We start from the raw sequence: 16,846 nt of genomic DNA on the forward strand, positions 1-16,846 counted from the left end.
TCTCCCGGCTCAGTTTGCGGTCAGCACGACCTTGACGCTCTGCGAGCGGTCGAGCGCCAGCCTGAGCGCATCGGGCGCGGTCGACAAGGGACGCTCGGCCGTGACCAGCGACAGCACATCGACGCTGCCATCGGAAATCAGTTCCACCGCGGTCGCGAATTCGAAGCCGAAGCGGAACGAGCCGCGCAGGTCGATCTCCTTGGCCATCACGGCATTTGCCGGCGTCGGAATCTGGCCACCCGGCAGGTTGCCGATCTGCACCACGGTGCCGCCACGACGAACGATGCCAATCGCGCTGGCAAGGCCCGCGGCCGTGCCGGAGACCTCGAAGGCGACGTCATAGGGACGCGCCGCGGCTTGCGTCTTCAGGCCCTCCTCGCCGCCTGAGACGTTCTCGACGTGGGAGGCGCCGAGCCGGGTCGCGAAGACAAGCGGCGCAGGCGCGATGTCGGCGACCGTGATGTCGGCCATGCCGGCGCGGCGCGCGGCGAGCATGGTCAGGAGCCCGATCGGGCCGGCACCGAAGATGATACCGCGTTTGCCCTTGACGTCACCGGCGCGCGCGACGGCGTGGAGGCAGACCGCGAGCGGCTCGGCGAGCGCCGCGGCCTGATATGAGACGTGATCCGGGATCTTCACGCACTGTGCCGGGATCGCATCGAAGTAATTGGCAAAGCCGCCCTGCATGTGCGGAGTCTTCGAGGCCGAACCCATGAAGAAGATGTTTTCGCAGAGGTTCGGCCGGCCCTCGCGGCAGGCAACGCAATGGCCGCACCAGCGCGACGGGTTGACAGCGACGCGATCGCCGACCTTCAGGTTCGGCGCAGTTCCGGCGATCTCCACGACCTCGCCGGAGATCTCATGTCCGAGCACCAACGGCGACTTCACGACGAAATCGCCGGTACGGGCGTGGCGGAAGTAGTGCATGTCCGAACCGCAGATGCCCCCGGCACCGAAGCGGATGCGCACCATGCCCGCGCCGAGCTTCTCGAGCGGATGCTCGATCATGCGCAGGTCTTCGGGGCCGAACAGGGTTGCAGCGAGAGCGACTGAGGTCATTTGGAGAGTCCCATATATTTTGGCAGCCAGAGCGTCAGCTCCGGAATGTAGGTGATGGCGATGAGTGCCAGGATCAGCGGCACCAGCCAGGGCAGGATCGCCATGGTGGTGCGTTCCACCGAGAGTTTCGCCACGCGGGCCAGAACGAACAGCACCATGCCGAGCGGCGGATGCAAGAGGCCGATCATCAGGTTCAGCGTCATGATCAGGCCGAAATGGATCGGATCGATTCCGAGCTTCAGCACGATCGGCAGGAGAATCGGCACCAGAATCGTGATTGCCGCGATGGTGTCGATGAAGCAACCGACGAACAGGATCAGGATGTTGGCCAGCAGCAGAAACACCCATTTGTTATGGGTGACGCTGAGCATCCAGTCGGAGAGCGTCTGCGCCGCCTGCGACACGGTCAACAACCAGGCAAAGATCGACGCCGCGGTGACGATGAACAGCACCGACGCCGTGGTCTCGATGGTGTCGAAGGTCGCCTTCGCCACCGTCTTGAACGTCATGGTGCGGTAGCGCACAAGCCCAAGGAACAACGACCAGATCACGGCCGCGACGGCTGCTTCCGTCGGCGTGAACCAGCCGAGCGTCATACCACCGATCAGGATCACCGGCGCCATCAGCGCCATCACCGCGGAGAAGTCGAAGTACCAGTCGATCGCGAGCAGTGCGCCGAGGCCGATGACGACCGCCATGTTGGTCGAGACGCCGGCGAGCGTCATCAGCCAGATCGCAAGCGGGAAGCTGAAGACGATGATGACCTCGAGTCCGGCCGAGCCGAGCTGCGGCCAGGAGAATGGCGTGTCGCTGCCCCAGCGATTCCTGTGGGCGAAATAGGCAACCGTCGCCATCATGAACAGCGTCATCACCACGCCCGGGATGACACCGCCCAGGAACAGGGCGCCGATCGAGACGTTGGCCATCATGCCGTAGATCACGAACGGCAGCGACGGCGGAATGATCGGACCAAGAGTGGCAGACGCGGCCGTGACACCGACGGAGAATTCGGTGGTATAGCCGTGGTCCTTCATCGCCTTGATCTCGATGGTGCCGAGACCAGCGGCGTCCGCGATCGCGGTGCCCGACATGCCGGAGAAGATCACCGAGCCGATGATGTTGACGTGGCCGAGGCCGCCGCGCATCCAGCCAACCAGCGCGACCGCGAATTTATAGATGCGCCCCGTCACGCCGGCGATGTTCATGAGATTGCCGGCGAGGATGAAGAAGGGCACGGCGAGCAGCGGAAAGCTCTCGACGCCCGCGATCATGCGCTGCGCCAGCGTGACGTCGGGCGTGATGCCGCTGACCAGGATATAGAGCAGCGAGGACACCGCCATGGCGAGCGCCACGGGAAGGCCAAGCAGCATCAGGATGAGAAAGCCCCCAAGCAAGAGCAGCATGGCATCACCCTTCCGTTCCGTCGTAGGCACCTGGACGTTCGAGGATCGAATAGCCCTGCCGCCAGTTTTCCAATGCTACCTGCAGGGATCTGACGAACATCAGCACGAAGCCGAGCAGCGCGAGGTAGTAGACATAGTTCTTGGGGAAATTGATCGTAGTCATCGGCTCGTCGCCTATCACTTGGATGTAGATCCACACCAGGCGGATGGCGTAGCCGAAGAACGCGATGCGGATCAGATCGATCACTGTCGACAGCGCGCGCGCCGCGAGATGCGGCAGATAGCGGTAGACAAGATCGACCTGGATGTGCCGCGACAGCCGCACGCACATCGACGACCCGATGAAGACCACGCCGATCAGGCAATAGGTCGCAATCTCCTCGGTCCAGGCGTAGCTGTCGTTGAGCACATAGCGCGTGAAGAACTGGAGGAAGACGCAGAGCGCCATCACCCAGAAAATCGCGAGCGCCAGCCAGTCCTCGAAGGCGTAGTGGCCGAGATCGACCTTCGGCGTCGCCTCTTCCTCGAAGGTGTGGGCGATCTCGTCCGCGGTGATCTGCCGGTGCAATTCGGCGGTCGACATGTGTTTACTCCTCCCCAAGAGAACCGAACGTCATTCCGGAGCGATGCGTGAGCATCGAACCTGGAATCTCGAAGTTCCGGGTCTGGTGCTAACGCACCATCCCGGAACGACGACGTCTCTTCACTTCACCGCCTGGATGCGCTCCCAGTCGGCTTTGCGATAGCCGAAGCTCTCGAATGAGACATTCTTCATCACGGTGTCGCGGAACTCGTTCTTGTCGACCTCGGTCAGCGTCAGGCCCTTCTCCTTGAAGAAGCTGATCAGCTTGGCTTCGTTCTGCTTAATCTCCTCGGTCGCCTTCGCGGCCGCCTCCTGCGCCACGTCGGTGAAGATCTTCTTGTCCTCGTCGCTCAGCTTCTTCCAGAGCGCGCCCGACACCACGGTGTTGAGGTGATCGACAATGTGGCCGGTCAGAACAATGTGCTTCTGCACCTCGTAGAACTTCTTGGCCTCGATCGTGGTCAGCGGGTTCTCCTGCGCTTCGACGGTGCCGTTCTGGAGCGCCAGATAGACTTCGGCGAAGGCGATCGGCGCGGTGTTGGCGCCGCAGGCCCGCGGCATCGCGAGATAGGCCGGCACGTCCGGGACACGCATCTTGAGGCCCTTCATGTCGGCGCAGGTCTTGATCGGCTTGTTCGACGAGGTCTGGCGCACGCCGTAATAGGTCACCGCAATGATGTGATGGCCGCTCTTGTCCTCATAGCCCTTGGCGAGCTCCTTGAAGATGTCGCTCTTGGTGTAGGCGAGCAAATGATCCGCGTCGCGGAAGGTATAGGGATAGTAGGTCACACCGATCGGCGGAAAGCTTTTTGCGGCAAAGCTTGACCCGGAGATGATGATGTCGACCGAGCCGAGCGAGAGGCCTTGGTTGAGATCGGTCTCCTTGCCGAGCTGCGAGGCCGGATAGACGTCGATCTGGTAACGCCCGCTGGTGCGTTTGCCGATCTCCTGCGCGGCCCAGACGGAGGCCGTATGGAACGGCTCCGAGGTCTCGTAGACATGGGCCCATTTGAGCTTGGTCTGCGCCACGCCGGCATTGGTGGCAGCCAGCATTGCCGCGACTGAAGCCGCCAGCACCATCGTCATCTTCTTGATCACAGATTTTTCCTCCATTGTCTAAGTCCGCTTCTTGTTTGCCCGGTCCGGCGGTCCAGGCCACCCAACGTCATCGCCGCCGCGTGCCGCTGCCCGCGGCCTGCTTTTTGGGCGGTCGTTTTGGCTTTGACGGACGCACGGCCGATCGCGCCGCCCTGGCGCCGGTGGGCGCCGGCGCCGCGCCGGCCTCGGCTCCGAAATTTCGTGCAAAGCGTTCCTGCGAGCGTGACAGATGGTCGCGCATCGCGTCACGGGCAGCCTCGGGATCGCGCGCAGCAATGGCATCGCGCACGACGCGGTGCTCATCCAGCGCGGCGCGCCAGGTGCGCGGGCTTTCGAAGTAGCGAGCGAGCTGCGAGAAATAAGGATTGAGGCGCTGATCGAAGAGCTCGCCGACCACGCGCACCAGAACGGCATTGCCGAGACTGCCGGCGATCGCGATATGGAAGGCGCGATCGTGGACCATCGAGGCTTCGCCGGGTTGCTCGACGTTCTCCATCGCGATGAGGGAGGCGTCGATGCGCGCGATGTCGTCTTTCTTCGCCACGCGCGCGGCCTGCTCGGCGATGGCACCTTCGAGGAATTCGCGAGCGCGAAGCAGCTCGAACGGGCCTTCGATCAGGGCTGCGGGAACGGACGCTGCGGGACTAGCGGGCTCGATCACGTAAATGCCGGAGCCAACGCGGATGCGGACCCGGCCTTCGACCTCGAGCGCGATCAAGGCTTCGCGCACCGTCGGCCGCGACACTTTGAGCTGCTCGGCGAGTTCGCGCTCGGTCGGCAGCCGGCTTCCGACAGCGTACTCGCCACTGTCGATCAGAGCCCGCAATTGATCGGCGACCTGGCGATAAAGCCGTCTCGCCTCCACAGCTTCCAGCGGCACGCTGGCCTCCCTGAGAGAGGGCCGGTCCGGGGTAACGATCCCGTCGGCCCCGCCAATTTTGGAAAATTGGTCTTACCAATTGACCAGAGCATTGACCGAGGAAGGCCAGCATGTCAAGCAGCCGGAAAGCAAAGGGGGGGGAGACGACCATGCGCATTGGCCGCGCCAATCTCGACCGGCTGCCGTCCGGCATCCGCCGCCCGGCCTATGACCGTTCCCGAGTCACGCCCGGCATCGTGCATCTGGGCTTAGGGGCCTTTCATCGCGCCCATCAGGCCGTCGTCATCGACGATTGTATCGCCGCCGGCGCGAACACCTGGGGCATCATCGGCGCGAGCCTGCGCAGTCGCGATACCCACGACGCGCTCTCCCCGCAGGATCATCTCTACACGGTCGCCGTGCGTTCGGCCGAAGGCACCGACTATCGCGTGATCGGCGCCCTCGCCGGCAGCGAGGTCGCGCCTAAAGACCCGGCGCGGCTGATTGCGAAAATGGCCCATCCCGCTATCCGCATCGTCTCGCTCACGGTCACCGAGAAGGGCTATTGCCACACGCCGCAGACTGGCGATCTCGACGAGCGGCATCCGGACGTCGTGCATGACCTCAACAATTTCGACGCGCCGCGTTCGGCAGCAGGGTTCATCGTCGCCGCGCTTGCGCAGCGGAGGACGCAAGGGCTTGCCCCCTTCACCGTGCTCTGCTGCGACAACCTCGCCGCCAATGGTCGCACAGTGCAACGGATCGTGACGCAGTTTGCCGCGCTGCGGTCGAAGGACCTCGGCAAGTGGATCTGCGAGAACGTCGCCTTCCCCTGCACGATGGTGGACCGCATCGTCCCTGAAACGACCGATGCCGATCGCACGGCTGTCTCAACCGCGCTCGGGATGCAGGATGCATGGCCGGTGATGACCGAGCCGTTCACGCAATGGGTCGTCGAGGACCATTTCCCCGCGGGCCGCCCCGATCTTGCTGCCGCTGGCGTCGAGCTGGTCACTGACGTCAAGCCGTTCGAGCTGATGAAGCTGCGGCTGCTCAACGCCAGCCATTCGGCGCTCGCCTATCTCGGCTATCTCGCGGGCTACGAGACCATTGCCGATAGCATGCGTGATCCGCACTTCGCGAGGCTTGCGGCTGAGGTGATGGAAGATGCCGCGGTGACGCTGACGATGCCGGCAGGCACCGATCTTTCCGCCTATCGCGCGTCGTTGCTGAAGCGCTTTGCCAATCCGGCGCTCCACCACCGCACCTGGCAGATCGCCATGGACGGTTCGCAAAAACTGCCACAGCGGCTGCTCGGCACGATCCAGGACCGGCTGCGCCGGGACCTGCCGATCGAGACGCATGCGCTCGCCGTCGCCGGCTGGATGCGCTACGTCACGGGAACCGACGAGCAGGACCGCGCAATCGATGTACGCGACCCGCTTGCGCGCGAACTCGCAGGCATTGCTCGCGAGCAAGGCCCCGTTGCCGAGCGACTTGCTCCGGCGTTGCTCGGCATCGGCAAGGTCTTCGGCCCGATGGGTACCGACCCGCGCCTGCGGGAGGCCGTGACCAACGCGCTCGGCAAGCTCTATGCGCGGGGTGCACGGCGGACAGTGGAGAGCTCCTGCTCCTGATACCAAAATCCTGACGGTCAGACGCCGAGCGCGGCTTCGCCCGGCTCACGCCCGGGCACGCTCAGATGAACCTCATGCCCCTGACGGATGGCGAGCGATGCTGCGGCGGCGGCCGACTCGAAGGCCGACTCCTTGGTCTCGTACTCACCATTGATGTTGCCGTCATGCAGCACACCCCATTGGTCGCGCACCGGCACGATCGCGTATTGAGCAAGTCCCATGAGTCCCTCTCCCGAGGCTCGATCCTGTTGCGTTCGCCGGATACAACGCTGGCCATGAGCCGCTGTTCCGCCGGCCAATCGACGGAAATTGCTCTTGATTTTTGGTCGCGCTTGGCCCACCCCGGGAGGGATGAGCAAGAGCGCGATCATCGCCGCCAACGCAGCCTTTTATGCCGCCTTCGCGGCCGGCGACGTCGCGGCCATGGAACGGCTGTGGGCGGACGAGGACAGTATCTCCTGCGTTCATCCCGGCTGGCCCGGCATCATCGGCCGCGCCACCGTGATGGGGAGCTGGCGCGACATCCTGCAGAACCCGAGCCGGCCGCAGATCGCTTGCGCGGAGCCGCATGCGATCGTCGAAGGCGACAGCGGACGGGTGTTATGCATCGAAATCGTCGACGGCACCGCGCTTGCCGCCACCAATCATTTCCGGCGCATCGGCAACGCCTGGCTGCTCGTCCATCACCAGTCGAGCCCGATCGCGCAGATCGTCGAGCAGACGCACGACGATCCATCCGGCCCGAGCCGCAGCTTCCACTAGAGCGCGATGAGATTGGATGAATCGTCATCGCGCTTTAGTCTATTGTTTGAGCATGATCTTTTCGGAAAACCGCTGCACACTTTTCCGGATCATGCTCTAGCGCCGGTCACCAGCTCGGCAGCACCGCGCCCTTGAACTTGGTCAGCACGAATTCCTTGACCTCGGGCGTGTGGTAGCTGTCGACGAGGATCTTGACCCACGGCTTATCCTTGTCGGCGGCGCGGACGGCGATGAGGTTGACGTAAGGCCCCTTTGGATCTTCGCGCAGGATCGGGTCCTTCACCGGATCAAGCCCGGCCTGCGTCGCGTAGTTGGTGTTGATCGCTGCTGCATCGACGTCGTCAAGGGCGCGCGGTGCCTGCGCCGCGTCGACCTCGATGAATTTCAGCTTCTTGGGGTTTTCGGTGATGTCGAGCACCGTCGGCTTGAAGCCGACGCCGTCCTTCAGCTTGATCACGCCCTTGTCGCGCAACAGCAGCAGAACGCGTCCGCCGTTGGTCGGATCGTTCGGGATCGAGACTTTGCCGCCATCGGGAATGTCGACCCAGTTCTTGTGCTTTTTCGAATAGACGCCGATCGGGAAATTGACGGTCAGCGCCACCGCCTCGATCTTGTAGCCGCGATCGGCCTTCTGGTTGTCGAGGTAAGGCTGGTTCTGAAACGAGTTGGCCTGGATGTCGCCGGCATCGAGCGCGGCGTTCGGCACGACGTAGTCGGAAAACTCGACGAGCTGGATATCGAGCCCGTTTTTCGCTGCGATCGGCTTCACCGCCTCGAGGATCTGCGCATGCGGCCCCGGGGTCACGCCAATCTTGATGGTCTCCGCCGAAGCTGCCGCCGACCAGGCGGCGAGCACGGTCGAAAGAATCAGAACGGAACGAAACGACATTCTTGGACTCCCACGGAATTCAGACGAACTGACCCGTCATGTCTCGCCTGACCGGCGAAATCAATGAAATGGAAATTTCAAATTTGCCGACGCAATAGGGCAGCGCTTCTCCGCATGAAGCCGAAAAGAAAATGAAGCATCTGGCAGCGCATCGCGCCGCCCGTTTGATCGATGCCGGTCAGCTCGCGCCGGAGCCGCCCTGCACGATCTTCTCGTTCAGCTTCTGGTCGACGGTATCGACCGTGCGGTCGATCTCGGCATTGGGCACGCCGAGCTGGTGAGAGATCAGCTTCACCAGGAGATCGACCCGCTCGATGAACGGCGCGCCGGCGGCGACCGCGCGAGCGGCAGACGACGGCTTGAGCAGGCTCTCCGCGGCTCTGGCGTATTTCTCGAACGGCACCTGATCCCTCGGATCGGCACCGAGACGCCGCGCGAGCGCATCGACGTGATCGTAGATCGATTGCGAGCGCTTCAGATCCGTGTGCACCGCATCGCGGATCGACTGCGGCTCGTGCGGCGTGATGCAACGGTAATTGCCGGTGAGCAGCATCGACCATTTCGCGAGCGGCACGAACAGCGAGTCGAACACCTTGAGCTTGACCGGCACGTCGTGGCCCTCGAGCGTCACCGCGTCGATATCGGCCTCGAGCTCGCGCAGCAGCTTGTTGTGCTTCTCGTCCTCGAACACCGACGCCTTGAAGTTGGTGGGCAGGCCGACATGCAGCACGTTCGCCGCTTCTTCCGGCGGACGGAAGGCTTGCGGATCCGGCGAGCAGAGCGTCACCAGGCCCGGCTTGAAGCGCTCCCACACCTGCGCATTGGTATAGGCCTCCTCGAGGTCCACGCCTGACAGCGCCGGGATGCGCTTGAGGTAAGGCAGCGGCGGCATGTTCATGATCGACAGGCAGGGAAGTCCCGCTTCCGCGATCTTGATCATGAGCACGCGCACGGTGTGATTGGTGTATTGCGGCTCCTGCATCGCAAGGCCGACGAGATCATAGCGAGAGACGTCGACATTGGCCGGCGTCACCGCGTCGAGCTTGCCGGGCAGGTCGCGCGAGAAGATCGCGCGGTGCGCCGCCTCGTCGCGCAGCTTGATACGCACCTCGGTACCGTCGCGATTGATCAGCTCGGCCGTCTTTGCCCGGCACACCAGGGTCACGTTGTGGCCCGCCATCAAAAGCTTGGTCCCCAGCAAGGAGCCGTAGGAGGCCCCAAGAATCAAAATGTTGCGCGCCATGCTCTCTCTTTCACAAACGATCTCTGGCCCAAGCGATCCCGGTCGTCCTGGGCGACGCGACGATGCCAAGCCTCTAAGCGCTGTATGGTTTTACGCCCCGCTACACCAGGTATTTGGTATGCCAGCAATGCACAGCGGTGTCCATCATGAATTGACGGCCTCGCAATCGCTCATGGGACGGCTCAATCCATCGCCCGCCCAACACTGCGTATCCGCGCCGACGCTGCCACATCCACCGCGGTCCCGTACGCTTCGTGGGACTCTCGAACGGTCGCCTTACTCTCAAGCTGAGGCGATTTGCCGTATTCCAAAAATCAGAATCCTTGCAGGGATCAATATCTCGCCGCTGCCTGCGCGCGCCACTCTCCCGCAACAAGCTCAAATTTGAGCGTTTCCGTTGCACCGACGTTAAGCCCAGTCCGAAGCGCGGCCCGGGGCTTTACTGCTCGTTCAAGCATGTGATGGCGAAATGGCGAGGTTTCCTCGAGTTGTTTTTGCTTTGAACATTGTCAAGCCGAGAGTTGCCCCCATGGTCGAAACCTCATCGCTCCTGCTCGATCTGGAAGAGACTGTTGCAAAAGGAAATCCCGAGAGCTGTCTGCGGGCGATGTGGCACGCGACCGATCTCTTGATCGCCGGAACCTATTCCGAGGATCAGATCTGGACGTTCGGCGAAATCATCGGCCGCCTCGCCCAGGAGATCGAAACGACGGCGCGCGCGCGGCTAGCGGGAAAATTGGCCGCCAGCAACAATGCGCCCTACAAGCTGACGAACCAGCTTGCCTCCGACGACTGCATCGATGTGGCCTGGCCTATCCTCAGGCAATCGCAGCGGCTGGACACCGAGACCTTGATCGCTTGTGCCAGGAGCAAGAGCCAGCAGCATCTGCTCGCGATCTCCCAGCGACAGTCCGTTCCGGAAGCCGTGACCGACGTCCTCGTCGTCCGCGGCGGCAATGAGGTCGTCAACTCAGTCGCGGCAAATAACGGTGCAAGCTTTTCGAATTCCGGCTTCCTGCACCTGGTGCGGCGTTCCGAAGGAGATTCGATCCTCGCTGAATCCGTCGGGCTGCGAAAGGACATCCCCCGGCATCTGTTCCATCAGCTTATCGCGAAAGCTTCCGCGGAAGTGCGTGAGAAGCTCGAGCGCGAGCGTCCCGACATCGGACCACAGATTCACCGAGTCGTCGTCGACATCACTGGCGCGGTGCACGCCAGGTTCGGCCCGGCTTCAAAGGATTATTTCACCGCCAAACGGACGGTCGCAAAGCTGCACGAACGCGGCGAGTTGACCGAAGACAAGGTCTTCGAGTTCGCCCACTCGCTCAAGTTCAACGAAACGGCCGTCGCGCTATCCTTGCTGTGCCCGTTGCCCGTCGACATCGTCGAGCGTGCATTGATCGAACGGGATCGCGAGCCTGCACTGATCCTGGCCAAATCCTTGAATTTCTGCTGGCCGACCGCGATGGCGCTTTTGTTCCTCGGGGCGCCCAACTATCGCATCACGGCCGGCGAGCTCGAACGGTTGAAGCTCGATTTTCATCGTCTCGACGCCAAGGCCTGCCGAGGCATCATCACCCTGTACCGATCCCGCAAGGACGAAGCCGGAAGCGGCCCCTTCCAGCGGCCGCGGAACGCGATCTAGACTAAGAGGCGTCCACCTCCGGCAGTGGCGATCGCGCGCTCGCTCACGAGCACAGTTTCCTGTATTCGTCCGGCGGACCTGTCGGCTGCCATCCTTGCCAAGCTTTGTGGCGCAATTTCCGGAATGCTGCTGATGAACTGGCAGCTCGGGCGCACGCCGATGCGCGGCCCATCGCAATCGCGGAGACCACGATGACCGTCACGATCTACCACAACCCGGCTTGCGGCACCTCGCGCAACACGCTCGCGATGATCCGGCAGAGCGGCGTCAAGCCCGTCGTCATCGAATACCTCAAGACACCGCCGTCGCGCGAACGGCTCAAAGAGCTGGTTGCAGCGATGGGAATTTCGCCCCGCGCTCTCCTGCGCGAGAAGGGTACGCCCTATCGGGACCTCGGCCTGGACGACCCGAAATGGTCGGACGACCAGTTGCTCGACTTCATGGTGGTGCATCCCATTCTCATCAACCGTCCCATCGTCGTGACGCCAAACGGCGCGCGGTTGTGCCGACCTTCGGAGGCCGTGATCGATCTCCTGGACAATCCCGTGGGACGTTTCGTGAAGGAAGACGGCGAGGTGGTCGAGCCGCGCTAGCCTTCGGTCGCTTCGCGCAGCCCAGGCGGCTTCCGCCGCTGGTATTCTCCTCGTAGGATGCTAAGCTTCCCGTCCGACCTTGGACGAGGTGCTGACTGCGCTCCGTCCGCTGCCTTGTCACGTTTCCCGGAGTAATCGCTGCGCATGGCGAACGGCAAAGACGTTTCGATGACCGTCTCCAACGGTCACTGCCACGGGTGGACGTACCCTTGATAATGGTCCCGGCTCAATGCTCATCAGCAGACGGGAGGACAGCATGGAAGGCGCCATGACCGCAACCGCGACGGCCTTAGTGCGCTTTTCCGGCATCCAGAAGACCTACGACGGCGAGCACCTCGTCGTGAAGAACCTCGACCTCGATATCAGGAAGGGTGAGTTCATCACCCTGCTCGGCCCGTCCGGCTCGGGCAAGACGACCACGCTGATGATGCTGGCGGGCTTCGAGGTGCCGACCCATGGCGAGATCTACCTCGCCGACCGGCCGATCAAGAACATGCCGCCGCACAAGCGCGACATCGGAATGGTGTTCCAGAACTACGCGCTGTTTCCGCACCTGACGATCGAGGAGAATGTCGCCTTCCCGCTATCCGTCCGCAAGGTCAACAAGGCGGAGGCGCAGGAGCGCGTGCGCGCGGCGCTGCGCATGATCAAGATGGAGGCGCTGGCGCAGCGGCGTCCCGGACAATTGTCCGGCGGCCAGCAGCAGCGCGTCGCCCTGGCCCGCGCGCTGGTCTTCAATCCCCAGATCGTGCTGATGGACGAGCCGCTCGGCGCCCTGGACAAGCGTCTGCGGGAGCAGATGCAGCTCGAGATCAAGCAACTGCACGAGACGATGGGCATCACCATAGTCTACGTCACGCACGATCAGAGCGAGGCGCTCACCATGTCGGACCGCATCGCCGTGTTCAACGATGGCATCGTGCAGCAGATCGACAAGCCAGACGCGCTGTACGAACACCCCGTGAACAGCTTCGTCGCCCACTTCGTCGGCGAGAACAACGTGCTGGCCGGCACGGTCGAGACGATCGAGCAGGGATATTGCCGCGTCGCGCTGGCCTCCGGAGGCTCCGTCATGGCCCGGGCGGTCAACGTGGCGAGCAGCGGCGCCGCTACCTCGCTGTCGGTGCGGCCGGAGCGGATCTCCATTATAGTCGACGGGGCGACGGCCGAGGGACCGAACCGTCTGCCGGCCACCGTGCAGAGCACCATCTATCTCGGCGACCACACGCTGGCCGTGCTCGAGGTCGCCGGCAACGGGGAGTTCATGGTCAAGCTTCAGCCGGGCGAACACAACAGCTTGAGACAGGGCGAAAGCGTGTCCATCACGTTCCGCCCCGAAGACTGCCTGGCCCTCGATCCCGTGTAATCGAACCGGGACAGCACACTTTCCAGAACGCAACTCACAACAAGAAGGGAACGAAGACGATGCTGAAGCTCAAGATGGCACTGGGATTCGCCGCGACGCTGACCGCCGGCGTTGCTCTGGCCACAGTCGCGCAGGCGCGCGACCTCACCGTGGTATCGTGGGGCGGGGCGTATCAGGACGCCCAGAAGAAGGTCTATTTCGAGCCGTTCAAGAAGACGGCCGGCGTCCCGATGAACGACGAGTCGTGGGACGGCGGCATCGGCGTGCTGCGCGCCAAGGTGCAGGGCGGAGCGGCGACCTGGGACGTCGTCCAGGTCGAGAGCGAGGAGCTCGCGGTCGGCTGCGACGAGGGCCTGTTCGAGAAGATCGACTACAGCAAGATCGGCGGCGAGGCCGCCTATCTGCCGCCGTCGGTCAATCCCTGCGGCGTCGGCGCCATCCTGTACGATTTCGTTCTCGGCTACGACAAGGACAAGCTGAAGGAAGCGCCGAAGGGCTGGGCGGACTTCTTCGACACCAAGAAATATCCGGGCAAGCGCGCCTTGCGCCAGGGCCCGAAGACCACGCTGGAGATCGCCCTCATCGCCGACGGCGTCCCGCCGGCGGACGTCTACAAGGTGCTGGCCACCGACGAGGGCGTCGATCGCGCCTTCAAGAAGCTCGACACCATCAAGGGCGACCTCGTCTGGTGGAAGGCCGGCGCCCAGCCGCCGCAACTGCTCGCCTCGGGCGAAGTGGCGATGACGTCGGTCTACAACGGCCGCATCGACACCGCGAACAAGAACGAGAAGAAAAACTTCGGCATGGTGTGGGACGGCGCGCTCTACACGCTCGACAGTTGGGTGATCCTGAAGGGCAGCCCGAACAAGGACGCCGCCTACAAGTTCCTCGACTTCGCGGGCAAGGCCGAGAACCAGTCCAAGCTGTCGGAGAACATCGCCTACGGCACCTCGAACAAGGACGCCGCGGGACTGATCCAGCCGGCCGTTCTGAAGGACCTGCCGACGGCGCCTGACAATATGAAGAATGCGGCGGAGATCAACGTTGCGTTCTGGCTCGAGAACATCGACCGCCTGACCGAGCGCTTCAACAAGTGGGCGGCGAAATAGCGCGTCTGCCGGGCTTAAAGCGATGACGGAAGCGTTCCTGACCAGCGCCGATGCGCCAACCGACGTGCCGCTCAAGCGCCGCCTGAAGCGGGCCGAGCGGACGCGCCAGGTCAAGGCATTGGCGCTGGTCTTGCCGCTTCTCGCATTCCTGCTCTTCACCTTCCTGGGTCCGATCGCCGGCATGCTCTGGCACGCCGTCGACGACTGGGAGGTGCGTCAGGTCCTGCCGCACACCGTGACGGCGCTAGCCGATTGGGACGGCAAGGATCTGCCGGACGAAAAGGCCTATGCGGCGCTGGCCGACGACATCCTGGCGGCGCGCGCCGCCGGGACGCTCGCCATCGCAGCCAAGCGGCTCAACTACGCCGTGAACGGCTTCCGCACCATTCTCACCAGCACGGCGCGCAATCTGAAAGCCCCGCCTGAAGCCGGCACGGCCAAGGAGACGCTCGGCAAGATCAATCCGGCCTGGCGCGACCGCGCGACCTGGGCGGCGATCAGGGGCGCGAGCGGCCGGGTGACCGCCTTTTACCTGCTGGCAGCGCTCGACCTGACGCGCAACGTCGACGGCGCGATCGTCGCCGCCCCGCCCGATCAGGCCATCTACCGCGACATCTTCGTCCGCACCTTCGCCATCAGCCTCAGTGTCACGGTGCTGTGCCTGATCCTCGGCTTCCCGGTCGCCTATCTCTTGGCGACGCTGCCGGCCGGACGATCGAATCTCCTGATGATCTTCGTGCTGCTGCCGTTCTGGACCTCGCTCCTGGTGCGCACCTGCGCCTGGATCGTGCTGTTGCAGAGCAATGGCGTGGTGAACGATTCTTTGCGCTTTCTCGGCATCATCGATGCGCCGATGCGCCTGATCTACAACCGCTTCGGCGTCTATGTGGCGATGACGCACGTTCTCTTGCCCTTCATGATCCTGCCACTCTACAGCAGCATGAAGGCGATCTCGCCGGCCTATATGCGCGCCGCCGCCTCGCTCGGCGCGCCGCCGCTCACCGCCTTCCTGCGGATCTACCTGCCGCAGACCCTGCCCGGCATCGCAGCCGGAAGCCTGCTCGTCTTCATCCTGGCGCTCGGCTACTACATCACGCCGGCCCTCGTCGGCGGCGGCGCCGACCAGATGATGAGCTACTTCATCGCCCTCTACACCACCGAAACCGCCAATTGGGGCCTCGCCTCGGCCCTGGGCGCGCTACTGCTGGCCGCCACGCTGCTGCTCGGCGTCCTCTACGGAAAGCTGGTGCAGGGACAGCAGGTCACGGGAGGAATGAAGAATTGAGCGGCGATGCTTCCCTCCGCACCACCAGCCAGCGCATCGCGTGGGGCGCGACCATCGTCATTGCCACGCTGGTCTTCATCTTCCTGATGGCGCCGATCCTCGCGATCATGCCGCTGTCGTTCAGCTCCAGCGCCTACCTCACCTATCCGCTGCCCGGCCTTTCCTTGCGCTGGTACGACGAGTTCATCCATTCGGCGCGCTGGATGACGTCGCTGAAGAACAGCATGATCATCGGCGTCGCGGCGACGATGCTCTCGGTCGTGCTCGGCACGCTGGCCGCGCTGGGGCTGGCGCAGTGGAAGAGCCGCTTCAAGCCGCTGGTGCTGGCGATCGTGCTGTCGCCGGTCGTGGTGCCCGGCGTCATCACCGCGGTCGGCCTCTACTTCTTCTTCGCACCGATCGGGCTGACCGGCAGCTATCTCGGCCTGATCCTCGCCCATACCGCGCTGGCAACACCGTTCGTGGTGATCACGGTCGGCGCAACGCTGCAAAGCTTTGACATGAACCTGGCGCGCGCCGCTGCATCCCTCGGCGCCCCGCCGCTCTACGCCTTCCGCCGCGTGATCCTGCCGCTGATCCTGCCGGGTCTGGCATCGGGTGCGCTGTTTGCCTTTGCCACCAGCTTCGACGAGGTGGTGATCGTGCTGTTCATGGCCGGCCCCGAGCAGCGCACCCTGCCCCGCGAAATGTTCAGCGGCATCCGCGAGAACATCAGCCCGACCATCACGGCGGCGGCGGTGATCCTGACCACCGTCTCGGTCATCCTGCTCGCGACCATGGAAGGCCTGCGCCGGCGCAACGAGCGGCTGAAGGGCAACAGCACCTGAGGGGCGCTAGCCGCGTTCCTAAAACAAAAATGTCGAAAACAACCCCATGCAAAGTAGCCGGTGACGGACGGAGCGTGGTTTACGATTTTACGAAATCATTTGACACGTCGGGCAAATCAGGGGCACGATGGCATCATCGCGGTCCGTGGGACGCCGACCTCCCTGCAATGGGGAGAATTGTAGCCCGGATGGAGCGCAGCGAAATCCGGGAATCACGCCCGCGGAGCTAACCCCGGATTACGCTTCGCTCCATCCGGGCTACAACGCTAGCCGCAGACCTGCTTTCACCGTGATACGCAAACAGCTCGACCGGCTCGTTGAAGCCGCACGCCGGTTATTCGCCGACGCGTTCGAGCTCGACTTCGTTCTTTACGAGGTCGGCAAAAGCGCGTGAGAGCAGCACCGTTCGCCCTAAAGCGTGATGGCATTAAGTTCGATAGCCTGAATTTTTGAGGTAGTTGGCGCATTCCTCGGGGGTGAAGGCATCG

At 63.4% G+C, this 16,846-nt stretch carries 16 protein-coding genes; 8 read left to right on the forward strand and 8 right to left on the reverse strand.

Annotated elements, in window-relative coordinates:
- Positions 1-9: 9 nt before the first annotated feature.
- From SO139_RS38175 to SO139_RS38195, 5 genes are all read right to left on the reverse strand, one after another.
- Positions 10-1,059: an L-idonate 5-dehydrogenase gene (locus SO139_RS38175; protein WP_449383854.1), complete on the reverse strand. Its 1,050-nt coding sequence runs from the start codon at positions 1,057-1,059 to the stop codon at positions 10-12.
- The gene (locus tag SO139_RS38180; protein WP_449383855.1) at positions 1,056-2,462 is read right to left on the reverse strand and encodes a TRAP transporter large permease; all 1,407 of its coding nucleotides are present in this window, start codon (positions 2,460-2,462) and stop codon (positions 1,056-1,058) included. The genes SO139_RS38175 and SO139_RS38180 overlap by 4 nt, the downstream gene beginning before the upstream one ends.
- Before the next feature lie 4 nt (positions 2,463-2,466).
- Positions 2,467-3,045: a TRAP transporter small permease gene (locus SO139_RS38185; RefSeq protein ID WP_449383856.1), complete on the reverse strand. Its 579-nt coding sequence runs from the start codon at positions 3,043-3,045 to the stop codon at positions 2,467-2,469.
- A 120-nt stretch (positions 3,046-3,165) separates the two neighbouring features.
- Positions 3,166-4,125 carry a sialic acid TRAP transporter substrate-binding protein SiaP gene (locus tag SO139_RS38190; protein WP_498541642.1) on the reverse strand — a complete coding sequence of 320 codons (960 nt, stop codon included), beginning with the start codon at positions 4,123-4,125 and terminating at the stop codon, positions 3,166-3,168.
- A gap of 85 nt (positions 4,126-4,210) precedes the next feature.
- Positions 4,211-5,023: a FadR/GntR family transcriptional regulator gene (locus SO139_RS38195; protein WP_449383857.1), complete on the reverse strand. Its 813-nt coding sequence runs from the start codon at positions 5,021-5,023 to the stop codon at positions 4,211-4,213.
- Positions 5,024-5,172: 149 nt separating this feature from the next.
- Between SO139_RS38195 and SO139_RS38200 the strand changes: the two genes are divergently transcribed.
- Positions 5,173-6,639, forward strand: coding sequence for a mannitol dehydrogenase family protein (locus SO139_RS38200; protein ID WP_449383858.1), 1,467 nt, complete (start codon positions 5,173-5,175; stop codon positions 6,637-6,639).
- Positions 6,640-6,656: 17 nt separating this feature from the next.
- On the opposite strand, the gene SO139_RS38205 is transcribed toward SO139_RS38200, so the two are convergent.
- Positions 6,657-6,860 carry a hypothetical protein gene (locus SO139_RS38205; protein ID WP_027524742.1) on the reverse strand — a complete coding sequence of 68 codons (204 nt, stop codon included), beginning with the start codon at positions 6,858-6,860 and terminating at the stop codon, positions 6,657-6,659.
- Between the two features lie 130 nt (positions 6,861-6,990).
- Here SO139_RS38205 and SO139_RS38210 point away from each other — a divergent pair, with 130 nt between their 5' ends.
- On the forward strand, positions 6,991-7,401 hold the full coding sequence (locus SO139_RS38210; protein WP_449383859.1) for a nuclear transport factor 2 family protein: 411 nt from the start codon (positions 6,991-6,993) through the stop codon (positions 7,399-7,401).
- 106 nt (positions 7,402-7,507) lie between these two features.
- Here the strand turns inward: SO139_RS38210 and SO139_RS38215 are convergent, their stop codons facing one another.
- On the reverse strand, positions 7,508-8,290 hold the full coding sequence (locus tag SO139_RS38215) for a MetQ/NlpA family ABC transporter substrate-binding protein (protein ID WP_449383860.1): 783 nt from the start codon (positions 8,288-8,290) through the stop codon (positions 7,508-7,510).
- A 178-nt stretch (positions 8,291-8,468) separates the two neighbouring features.
- Positions 8,469-9,533 (reverse strand): ketopantoate reductase family protein, encoded by a 1,065-nt coding sequence (locus SO139_RS38220; RefSeq protein ID WP_449383861.1) that lies wholly within the window; start codon positions 9,531-9,533, stop codon positions 8,469-8,471.
- Between the two features lie 529 nt (positions 9,534-10,062).
- Between SO139_RS38220 and SO139_RS38225 the strand changes: the two genes are divergently transcribed.
- The 6 genes from SO139_RS38225 (at position 10,063) to SO139_RS38250 (ending at position 16,358) form a co-directional block, all read left to right on the forward strand.
- Positions 10,063-11,178, forward strand: coding sequence for a DUF2336 domain-containing protein (locus SO139_RS38225; RefSeq protein ID WP_474802841.1), 1,116 nt, complete (start codon positions 10,063-10,065; stop codon positions 11,176-11,178).
- Positions 11,179-11,369: 191 nt separating this feature from the next.
- The gene (gene arsC / locus SO139_RS38230) at positions 11,370-11,771 is read left to right on the forward strand and encodes an arsenate reductase (glutaredoxin) (protein WP_449384609.1); all 402 of its coding nucleotides are present in this window, start codon (positions 11,370-11,372) and stop codon (positions 11,769-11,771) included.
- 256 nt (positions 11,772-12,027) lie between these two features.
- A complete protein-coding gene (locus tag SO139_RS38235; protein ID WP_449384610.1) occupies positions 12,028-13,137 on the forward strand; it encodes an ABC transporter ATP-binding protein in 1,110 nt (369 codons plus the stop codon).
- 59 nt (positions 13,138-13,196) lie between these two features.
- Positions 13,197-14,246: an ABC transporter substrate-binding protein gene (locus SO139_RS38240; protein WP_449384611.1), complete on the forward strand. Its 1,050-nt coding sequence runs from the start codon at positions 13,197-13,199 to the stop codon at positions 14,244-14,246.
- A gap of 22 nt (positions 14,247-14,268) precedes the next feature.
- Positions 14,269-15,531: an ABC transporter permease gene (locus SO139_RS38245; protein ID WP_449384612.1), complete on the forward strand. Its 1,263-nt coding sequence runs from the start codon at positions 14,269-14,271 to the stop codon at positions 15,529-15,531.
- Entirely contained in the window at positions 15,528-16,358 is an 831-nt protein-coding gene (locus tag SO139_RS38250; RefSeq protein WP_449384613.1) for an ABC transporter permease, read from the forward strand. The genes SO139_RS38245 and SO139_RS38250 overlap by 4 nt, the downstream gene beginning before the upstream one ends.
- Positions 16,359-16,846 lie beyond the last annotated feature (488 nt).

Source organism: Bradyrhizobium sp. UFLA05-89, assembly GCF_059803475.1.

Excerpts from the sequence above, each read along its gene's own strand:
- SO139_RS38175 (WP_449383854.1), bottom strand. The coding sequence starts at position 1,059 with ATGACCTCAGTCGCTCTCGCTGCAACCCTGTTCGGCCCCGAAGACCTG.
- SO139_RS38180 (WP_449383855.1), bottom strand. The coding sequence starts at position 2,462 with ATGCTGCTCTTGCTTGGGGGCTTTCTCATCCTGATGCTGCTTGGCCTT.
- SO139_RS38185 (WP_449383856.1), bottom strand. The coding sequence starts at position 3,045 with ATGTCGACCGCCGAATTGCACCGGCAGATCACCGCGGACGAGATCGCC.
- SO139_RS38190 (WP_498541642.1), bottom strand. The coding sequence starts at position 4,125 with ATGGTGCTGGCGGCTTCAGTCGCGGCAATGCTGGCTGCCACCAATGCC.
- SO139_RS38200 (WP_449383858.1), top strand. The coding sequence starts at position 5,173 with ATGCGCATTGGCCGCGCCAATCTCGACCGGCTGCCGTCCGGCATCCGC.
- SO139_RS38205 (WP_027524742.1), bottom strand. The coding sequence starts at position 6,860 with ATGGGACTTGCTCAATACGCGATCGTGCCGGTGCGCGACCAATGGGGT.
- SO139_RS38210 (WP_449383859.1), top strand. The coding sequence starts at position 6,991 with ATGAGCAAGAGCGCGATCATCGCCGCCAACGCAGCCTTTTATGCCGCC.
- SO139_RS38215 (WP_449383860.1), bottom strand. The coding sequence starts at position 8,290 with ATGTCGTTTCGTTCCGTTCTGATTCTTTCGACCGTGCTCGCCGCCTGG.
- SO139_RS38220 (WP_449383861.1), bottom strand. The coding sequence starts at position 9,533 with ATGGCGCGCAACATTTTGATTCTTGGGGCCTCCTACGGCTCCTTGCTG.
- SO139_RS38225 (WP_474802841.1), top strand. The coding sequence starts at position 10,063 with ATGGTCGAAACCTCATCGCTCCTGCTCGATCTGGAAGAGACTGTTGCA.
- arsC (WP_449384609.1), top strand. The coding sequence starts at position 11,370 with ATGACCGTCACGATCTACCACAACCCGGCTTGCGGCACCTCGCGCAAC.
- SO139_RS38235 (WP_449384610.1), top strand. The coding sequence starts at position 12,028 with ATGGAAGGCGCCATGACCGCAACCGCGACGGCCTTAGTGCGCTTTTCC.
- SO139_RS38240 (WP_449384611.1), top strand. The coding sequence starts at position 13,197 with ATGCTGAAGCTCAAGATGGCACTGGGATTCGCCGCGACGCTGACCGCC.
- SO139_RS38245 (WP_449384612.1), top strand. The coding sequence starts at position 14,269 with ATGACGGAAGCGTTCCTGACCAGCGCCGATGCGCCAACCGACGTGCCG.